The sequence below is a fragment of the Micrococcus sp. genome (assembly GCF_030523875.1).
Lineage (GTDB): Bacteria > Actinomycetota > Actinomycetes > Actinomycetales > Micrococcaceae > Micrococcus.
This window is the reverse complement of sequence record NZ_JAUNHR010000028.1, coordinates 18826-27356: the sequence shown is the minus strand read 5'-3', so window position 1 is coordinate 27356 and position 8531 is coordinate 18826. Positions and strand designations below refer to the sequence as shown.

7 protein-coding genes and 1 pseudogene are annotated in these 8531 nt (G+C 76.1%); all 8 read left to right on the top strand.

The features are described 5' to 3' along the window. Nucleotides 1–1394, top strand: a pseudogene (gene carB, locus Q4D18_RS05575) (carbamoyl phosphate synthase large subunit); the annotation flags it as partial. Next, complete coding sequence (gene pyrF, locus Q4D18_RS05570; RefSeq protein WP_303126442.1) at nt 1391–2293, top strand: orotidine-5'-phosphate decarboxylase; 903 nt, start codon at nt 1391–1393, stop codon at nt 2291–2293. The pseudogene carB and the gene pyrF, both read left to right, overlap by 4 nt. A gap of 116 nt (nt 2294–2409) precedes the next feature. Further along, nucleotides 2410–2724: an integration host factor, actinobacterial type gene (gene mihF / locus Q4D18_RS05565; protein ID WP_303126439.1), complete on the top strand. Its 315-nt coding sequence runs from the start codon at nt 2410–2412 to the stop codon at nt 2722–2724. A 160-nt stretch (nt 2725–2884) separates the two neighbouring features. Next, nucleotides 2885–3442, top strand: coding sequence for a guanylate kinase (gene gmk, locus Q4D18_RS05560; protein WP_303126444.1), 558 nt, complete (start codon nt 2885–2887; stop codon nt 3440–3442). Between the two features lie 74 nt (nt 3443–3516). After that, nucleotides 3517–3978: a DNA-directed RNA polymerase subunit omega gene (gene rpoZ / locus Q4D18_RS05555; RefSeq protein WP_303126438.1), complete on the top strand. Its 462-nt coding sequence runs from the start codon at nt 3517–3519 to the stop codon at nt 3976–3978. 7 nt (nt 3979–3985) lie between these two features. Then, nucleotides 3986–5278, top strand: coding sequence for a bifunctional phosphopantothenoylcysteine decarboxylase/phosphopantothenate--cysteine ligase CoaBC (coaBC, locus tag Q4D18_RS05550; protein ID WP_303126437.1), 1293 nt, complete (start codon nt 3986–3988; stop codon nt 5276–5278). Between the two features lie 15 nt (nt 5279–5293). Beyond that, on the top strand, nt 5294–6556 hold the full coding sequence (gene metK / locus Q4D18_RS05545; RefSeq protein ID WP_303126436.1) for a methionine adenosyltransferase: 1263 nt from the start codon (nt 5294–5296) through the stop codon (nt 6554–6556). 87 nt (nt 6557–6643) lie between these two features. Next, on the top strand, nt 6644–8531 hold a 1888-nt coding region (locus Q4D18_RS05540; RefSeq protein WP_303126434.1), incomplete at its 3' end, for a primosomal protein N'.

Sequence of the window (8531 nt, the reverse complement as noted above, 5' to 3'; positions counted from 1 at the left end):
TCCAGCTCGGCGGGCAGACCCCGCTGAAGCTCGCCCAGCAGCTGGCGGACGCCGGCGTGCCGATCCTGGGCACCACGCCCGCGGCGATCGACCTGGCCGAGCACCGCGGCGAGTTCGCCCGCGTCCTGGACGACGCCGGCCTGATCGCCCCGAAGAACGGCACCGCGGTGTCCTTCGAGGACGCCAAGCGCGTGGCGGACGAGATCGGCTACCCGGTGCTCGTGCGCCCCTCCTACGTGCTGGGCGGGCGCGGCATGGAGATCGTCTACACGGAGGAGGCGCTGGCCCACTACGTGCGCCACGCCACCGAGATCACCCCGAGCCAGCCGATGCTCGTGGACCGCTTCCTGGAGGACGCGATCGAGATCGACGTGGACGCCCTCTACGACGGGGAGGAGCTGTACCTCGGCGGCGTCATGGAGCACATCGAGGAGGCCGGCGTCCACTCGGGCGACTCCGCGTGCGTCCTGCCGCCCGTCACGCTCGGCCCGGACGTGCTCGAGCGCGTCCGCACGGCCACGCTGAAGATCGCGGCCGGCGTCGGGGTGCGGGGGCTGATCAACATCCAGTTCGCCCTCGCCTCGGACGTGCTCTACGTGATCGAGGCCAACCCGCGCGCCTCGCGCACGGTGCCCTTCGTCTCCAAGGCCACCGGCGTGCAGCTGTCCAAGGCCGCCGCGCTGATCGGCATGGGCCGGTCCCTGGCGGACCTGCGCGCCGAGGGCCGCATCCCCGCGGACTACGACGGCGGCGCGCTCCCGCTGGGCGCGTCCGTGGCCGTCAAGGAGGCCGTGCTGCCCTTCACCCGGTTCCGCACGGCCGAGGGCCGCGTCGTGGACTCGCTGCTGGGCCCGGAGATGCGCTCGACCGGCGAGGTCATGGGCATCGACCGGCACTTCGACACCGCGTTCGCGAAGTCGCAGGCCGCGGCCGGCGGCCCCCTGCCCACCGAGGGCCGGGTGTTCGTGTCCGTGGCCAACCGGGACAAGCGCACCGTGGTGGGCCTGGCCAAGCGCCTCGTGGACCTCGGCTTCGAGATCGTCTCCACGGGCGGCACCGCCGAGGTGCTGCGCCGCAACGGGGTGCCCGCCGAGGTGGTCGCCAAGATCGCCGCCGCCGCGGACGTCGACGGCGCCGGGACCGTCCTCGAGCAGCTGCACGAGGGCCGCGTCGACCTCGTGCTGAACACCCCCTCCGGCGGCGAGGCCCGCACGGACGGCTACGAGATCCGCGCGGCGGCGACCTCACTGGGCGTGCCGGTGATCACCACCACCGCGGAGTTCGCCGCGTGCCTGCAGGCCATCGAGGCGATGCGCACCTACGCGTGGTCCGTCACGTCCCTGCAGGAGCACGAGGTCCGCCTCGCCGACGCCGTGGCCGAGGCGCGCGCGTGAGCGCGGTCGACGTCGCCCCGGCGCCCTTCGGTCGGCGCCTGGCCCTGGCCATGGCCTCGGCCGGGCCGCTGTGCCTGGGCGTGGACCCGCACCCGGGCCTCCTGGCCGACTGGGGCCTGCCGGACACGCCCGCCGGCCTCGAGTCGTTCTCCCTCGCCGCGCTCGAGGCGGCGGCGGGGGAGGGGACGCCGCGCGTGGCGGCCCTCAAGCCGCAGGTGGCCTTGTTCGAGCGGCACGGCTCGGCGGGCCTGGCGGTCCTCGAGCGGCTGCTGGCCCGGGCCCGGGAGGCCGGGGTGCTGACGATCGCCGACGCCAAGCGCGGGGACATCGGGTCCACCATGGACGGCTACGCCGCCGCGTGGCTGGACCCGGCCTCCCCGCTCGCCGCGGACGCGGTGACCCTGAGCCCCTACCTGGGCTACGGCACGCTGGCGGCCACGATCGAGCGCGCGCATGCCTGCGGGCGGGGCGTCTTCGTGCTGGCCCTCACCTCGAACCCCGAGGGGGCCTCCGTGCAGCACGCGGGGGCCGCGGAGCCCGAGGGCGCGGTGGCGGCCCGGATCGCGGCCGCGGCCGCGGCCGACAACGCACGGCTGGCCGAGGGGTCGGATTGGGGCCCCGTGGGCCTCGTGGTCGGCGCCACGGTGGCGGACCGGGCCGCGGACCTGGGGACGGACCTGGCGGCCCTGCGCGGGCCGCTGCTGGCCCCGGGCTTCGGCGCCCAGGGGGCCACCGCCGCCGGGATGCGGGAGGGGTTCGGTGCCGCCTGGCCGCAGGTGCTCGCGACGTCCTCGCGCGGGATCCTCCGGCAGGGCCCGGACGTGGCCTCGCTCACGCGGGCGGTCGAGGCCGCGCGGCGCGGCCTGCTGAGCGGGGCAACGAATCGTCGGATTGTGTGACGCGTCAGATACTTGATGGTATTTTTCCCTCCGGACTCAGCCGTTCGCGGTTGATTGAAACACACACCACCGGGGGAGTCCCCTCCGGTGGAGGACGACGAGGAGACGAGGATCGGATGGCACTGCGGCAGCTGAGCACCGAGGAGCGGGCGGAGGCACGGGCCAAGGCGCTGCAGGCCCGGCAGGAGAGGGCCGCCGTGAAGGCCGCCTTCTCCGCCGGGGAGCTCTCCCTCGAGGACGTCCTCGCCCGTGCCGACGAGGACCCCGCCGTGGGCCGGCTGCGCACCGTCGACCTGCTGCAGGCGCTGCCGGGCGTCGGCGAGGTCCGCGCCACCGCCGTGATGACGGCGTGCGAGATCTCGCCGGCCCGGCGCCTCAAGGGCCTCGGGCGCCGTCAGCGCGAGGCCCTGATCGCCTATATTGGCCGGTGACCACCCCACCCGCGGCGCGGGGCCGCTCCTCGCGGGCCGCCGTGCGCCCGTGACCGATGGAGACCGTGTGAGCACCCTCGACGACCTCGGCCCGGTTCCCCCCGTCCCCGCCGAGCGCGCCCCGTCCCGTCCGCCGGCCCCCGGCGCCGGCGTCACCGTCCTGGCCGGGCCCACCGCCGTGGGCAAGGGGACCGTCTCGGCCTACGTGCGGGAGCACTACCCCCAGGCGTGGCTCTCCGTGTCCGCCACCACGCGCGCGGCGCGCCCGGGCGAGGTGGACGGCGTGCACTACTTCTTCACCAGCCCGGAGGAGTTCGACGGGCTCGTCGAGCGCGACGAGATGCTCGAGTGGGCGGTGGTGCACGGGGCCAACCGCTACGGCACGCGCCGGGACCGCGTGATGGACGCGGTGGCCGCCGGCCGCCACGTGCTGCTGGAGATCGACCTGCAGGGGGCCCGCCAGGTGCGCCGGACGATGCCCGAGGCGACCTTCGTCTTCCTGGCCCCGCCGAGCTGGGAGGAGCTGGTGGCCCGGCTCGTCGGGCGGGGCACCGAGGGCCCGGCCGAACAGCGCCGCCGGCTGGAAACGGCTAGACTGGAGCTCGCTGCCGAGCCGGAGTTCGACGCCGTCGTCGTCAACGACACGGTGGAGCGCGCCGCCGCCGAGCTCGTGAGGCTCATGGGCCTGGACCCCGCGTCCGGCGTCCCGTCCGCCTGAGACCCCGGCCCCGTGCGGGCCGCGACCCCCACGCCGCAGCAGACCGACCGACCGCGAGACCCCTGGAGACCCACGTGACCGACCAGTACGAAGGCATCGTCAACCCGCCCATCGACTCCCTGCTGGAGCGGGTGGACTCGAAGTACGCCCTGGTGCTGTTCGCGGCCAAGCGGGCCCGCCAGATCAACGCCTACTACTCGCAGCTCCACGAGGGCCTGTTCGAGTACGTCGGCCCGCTCGTGGACACCCACCTGAACGAGAAGCCGCTGTCCATCGCCCTGCGCGAGGTCGAGTCCGACGTCCTCGTCATGCGCGAGGAGCGGGCACCCGAGGGCGCCGCGGAGCTCGCGGCCGAGGAGTTCGGCGACTTCCAGCTGCCGGGCGACGACGATCCGTTTGCCTCGGACCTGACCGTCGAGGAGCCGACGATCGAGGGCGTGGACCCCGAGGCGTACGCGCCCTCCCGCGTCGAGCGCGACGCCCAGGCCCAGGAGGACGTCACCGAGGGCCTCGACGTCGCCGACGAGGACGCCTGACGCTCCCGTGGAGGTCGTGCTCGGCGTCGGGGGAGGGATCGCCGCCTACAAGGCGGCCCTGCTGCTGCGCCTGATGACGGCGGCCGGGCACGGGGTCACCGTGGTGCCCACGGAGAACGCGCTGCGCTTCGTGGGCGCCCCCACCTGGGAGGCCCTCTCCGGCCGTCCCGTCCGCACGGACACCTTCACGGACGTGGACCAGGTCCAGCACGTGCGCCTCGGCCGCCGTGCCGACCTCGTGGTGGTCGCGCCCGCCACGGCCGACCTGCTCGCGCGCACGGCGGCCGGCATGGCCCCCGACCTGCTGGGCAACGTGCTGCTCACCGCCACCTGCCCGGTGGTGCTCGCCCCGGCGATGCACACCGAGATGTGGCAGCACCCGGCCACCCGCGCCAACGTGGCCACCCTGCGCGCCCGCGGCGTCACCGTCGTGGAGCCCGCCTCCGGCCGCCTGACGGGCGCCGACTCCGGCCCCGGCCGCCTGCCCGACCCCGAGGACCTGTGGGCCGCGGCGCAGGCCGCGGTCACGGCGCGGCAGACCGGGGCGGGCGCCGCCGACGACGGCGGCCCGTCCGACGCGGACCCGGCGCCGGCGCCGCTGGCCGGGCGCACCGTGGTGATCACCGCCGGCGGCACGCGCGAGCCCCTGGATCCCGTGCGCTACCTGGGCAACCGCTCCTCCGGGAAGCAGGGCGTGGCCCTCGCCGAGGCGGCCCTGGCCGCCGGGGCGCACGTGCGGTTCGTGGCCGGGTCGATGAGCGTGGATCCGCCCGCGGGCGCCGAGGTGACGCACGTGGAGTCCACCCAGGAGCTGCTGGACGCCGTGCTGGACCGTGCGGCGGACGCGGACGCGCTCGTGATGGCCGCCGCCGTCGCCGACTTCCGCCCCGCGCAGGTCGCCCAGGACAAGATCAAGAAGACCGACGACGGCGGGGCGCCCACCATCGTCCTCGAGCGGACGCCGGACGTGCTCGCCACGGCCGTGCGGGTGCGCGACGCCGGGGGGCCGATGGCCCCCGTGATCGTCGGTTTCGCGGCCGAGACCGGGGACGCGGACAGCACGCCGCTGGAGTACGGCCGGGCGAAGCTGGCCCGCAAGGGCTGCGACCTGCTCGTGGTCAACGAGGTCGGCCGCGGCCTCGTGTTCGGTCAGGACGACACCGAGGTGACGGTGCTCTCCGCCGCGGGGGACCCGCCCGTCACGCGCACCGGCACCAAGGCGGAGGCGGCAGAGGCGGTCCTGCAGGCGCTGGCGGGCGTGCTGGCGCGGCGGGCCGCCGATCCGGCGTCCGGGGGCTGATCTAGACTGGGCGGCATGAGCGAATCCGCCCCGTCGAGCCCCTCCACCGTCGCCGAGCCGTACCGCGGCGTGGGCGGCGGCGAGCTGCGCCTGTTCACCTCCGAGTCCGTCACCGCGGGCCATCCGGACAAGATGTGCGACCAGATCTCGGACGCCATCCTGGACGCCATCCTCGCGGCCGACCCCTCCGCCAAGGTGGCCGTGGAGACCCTGTCCACCACAGGCCTCGTGCAGGTGGCCGGCGAGGTCAACACCTCCGCCTACGTCGAGATCCCCAAGATCGTCCGGGAGACCATCCTGGACATCGGCTACGACTCCTCCGCCAACGGGTTCGACGGCGCCCAGTGCGGCGTCAACATCTCCATCGGCCAGCAGTCCTCCGACATCTTCGCCGGCGTGACCCGCTCCCTGGAGGCCCGCGAGCACGGCTCCGCGGACGCCGTGGACGAGCAGGGCGCGGGGGACCAGGGCATCATGTTCGGCTACGCCTCGGACGAGACGCCCACCCTGATGCCCACGCCCATCTACCTGGCGCACCGCCTCTCCGAGCGCCTCACGGCCGTGCGCCGCCTCGAGAGCTCCCCGATGCCCTACCTGCTGCCGGACGGCAAGACGCAGGTCACCGTGGGCTACGACGCCGACCACCGTCCGCGCACCGTGGAGACCGTGGTGGTCTCCACCCAGCACCACGACGTGGTCTCCCAGGAGCAGCTGCGCCGGGACGTGGCCGAGCACGTGATCCGCCCCGTGCTGGAGCGCTCGGGCCTGGACGTCTCCGGCACCCGGTTCATCATCAACCCCGGCGGCAAGTTCGTGATCGGCGGGCCGGTGGGCGACGCCGGCCTGACGGGGCGCAAGATCATTGTGGACACCTACGGGGGCATGGCCCGCCACGGCGGCGGCGCGTTCTCCGGCAAGGACCCGTCCAAGGTGGACCGCTCCGCCGCCTACGCGCTGCGCTGGGTGGCCAAGAACGTGGTGGCGGCCGGGCTGGCCTCCCGCGCGGAGTTCCAGGTGGCGTACGCGATCGGCTCGGCCCGGCCCGTGGGCCTGTACGTGGACACGTTCGGCACCGCCACGGTCCCGGAGGAGACCATCATCGCCGCGGTCAACGAGGTCTTCGACCTGCGCCCGGCGGCGATCGTGAAGGCGCTGAACCTGCTGCGCCCGATCTACCGCAAGACCGCCGCGAGCGGGCACTTCGGCCGCGAGGAGCCGGAGTTCACATGGGAGCGCACCGACCGGGTGGACGAGCTGCGCCGCGCCGCCGGGGTGTGAGCCGCCACGGACGCCCTGTTCAGCCTCCCCGAGGCCCAGGACGCCCCGCGGCTGCCTGAATCCGCCGAGGGCTGGCCGGAGGACCCGGTGGCCCGGGTCCTGCTCGACACCCCCGTCCCGCACCTGGACCGCGAGTTCGACTACCTCGTCCCTCCCTCCCTGGACGAACGGGCCGTGCCCGGCGCCCGGGTGACCGTGCGCTTCGGCGGTCGGGAGATGACCGGGTGGCTCGTGGCGCGCACGGCCGAGCCCGCCACGGGCGCGCAGCTCACCGCCCTCTCCGCCGTGCCCACCGCGATCCCCCCGCTGACCATGGAGGTGCTGGCGGCGGCGCGGGCCGTGGCGGCGCGGCAGGCCGGCGTCGTCACGGACGTGCTGCGCTCGGCCGTGCCGGTGCGGGTGGCGGGCGTGGAGAAGGAGTTCGTGGCGGCCGCGGCCGCGGACCCGGCGACGGACCACCCGGTGCCCGCGGCCGACGACGTCGACGGCCCCGCCGCGGACCCGGCGGGCCCGGTGCGCGGCGGGGCGGCCGCCGCGCCGACGGTGTGGGAGTCCCTGGAGGGCGGCACCGCGTTCGTGGCCTCGGCCGTGGCCGGGGACGCCGTCCGGGCCGCCGCCGTGGTGCCCTCCCGGCTGGGGGAGTGGGACGAGGCCGCAGCCCTGGCGTCCCTGGCCGGCGTCGTCGCGGCCGCCGGCGGGGGCGTGCTGCTGCTGGTCCCGGACCACCGGGACCTGGACCGGCTCTCCGCGGCCCTGGAGGCCGAGCTCGGCGCGGAGGGGTTCGTGCGGATCGGCTCCGAGGACGGCAACACCCCCCGCTACCGTGCGCACCTGTCCCTCGTCACGGGGCGCGTGCACGTGGCCGCCGGCACCCGCGCCGCCGCGTGGGCGCCCGTGCCGGACCTGCGCCTGGTGGTCCTCTGGGACGACGCCGACGACGCCTACGCCGAGCCGCGCGCCCCCTACTTCCACGCCCGCGAGGTGGTGCTCGAGCGCGCCCGGCAGGCCGGGGCCGCGGTGCTCTGCGCGGGACCGTCCCGGTCCGTGGCCGTGCAGCGGCTCGTGGAGTCCGGCTGGCTGCTGGAGATGTCCGCCCTGCGCCCGGCCCGCCGGGAGGCCGGTCCCCGCGTCGTCGCCTCCGCCGACTCGTGGGAGGCGGCCCGAGACCCGTTCGCCCGGCGGGCCCGCCTGCCGCACGCGGCCTGGGAGGCCGCGCGCACGGCCCTGACCGGCCCCGCCCCGGGCCCCGTGCTCGTGCAGGTGGCGCGCTCGGGGTTCATCCCGGCGGTGGTCTGCGGCCGCTGCCGCACCCCCGCCCGCTGCCGCGCGTGCGCCGGGCCCCTGGCGTTCCGGGACCGGGCCGCCGCCAGTCGGGGCGAGCTGTCCTGCCGGTGGTGCGGCACCCGCGAGCGCGGCTTCCGCTGCACCGAGTGCGGCTTCACCGGGCTGCGCGCCGGTGCCCGCGGGGTGGACCGGACCGCCGAGGAGCTGGGACGGGCCTTCCCGCAGGTGCCCGTGCACTCCTCCTCGGCGGACCACCGGCTGGGCACGGTGGGGGACGGGCCCGCGCTGGTGGTGGCCACCGTGGGCGCCGAGCCGCGGCCCGAGCGCGGGTACGCGGCGGCGCTGCTGCTGGACGGCGACGCCCAGCTGCAGCGCGAGGGCCTGGACGTCCCCGCGCAGGTGCTCTCCCGGTGGCTGGCGGCCGCCGCGCTCGTGCGCCCGGCCCGCCAGGGGGGCGTGGTGGTCGTCACCGCGGAGCACGAGGCCGTGGTGGGGGCCCTCGTGCGCCGGGACCCGCAGGGGTTCGCCGCCCGCCTGCTGGCCGAGCGGCGCGAGCTGCACCTGCCCCCGGCGTGGCGGATCGCGGAGGTGGTGGGCGCGGCCGGCGCCGTGGCCGAGTACCTCGAACTGGTGGAGGCCACCCGGGTGGAGCGCCGCACCCGCGGTGCGGACGACGCCGCTGCCCCGGTGC

Bases quoted from the DNA above. Each gene is read 5' to 3' on its own strand.
- metK (WP_303126436.1), top strand. From the start codon at position 5,294: ATGAGCGAATCCGCCCCGTCGAGCCCCTCCACCGTCGCCGAGCCGTAC.
- mihF (WP_303126439.1), top strand. From the start codon at position 2,410: ATGGCACTGCGGCAGCTGAGCACCGAGGAGCGGGCGGAGGCACGGGCC.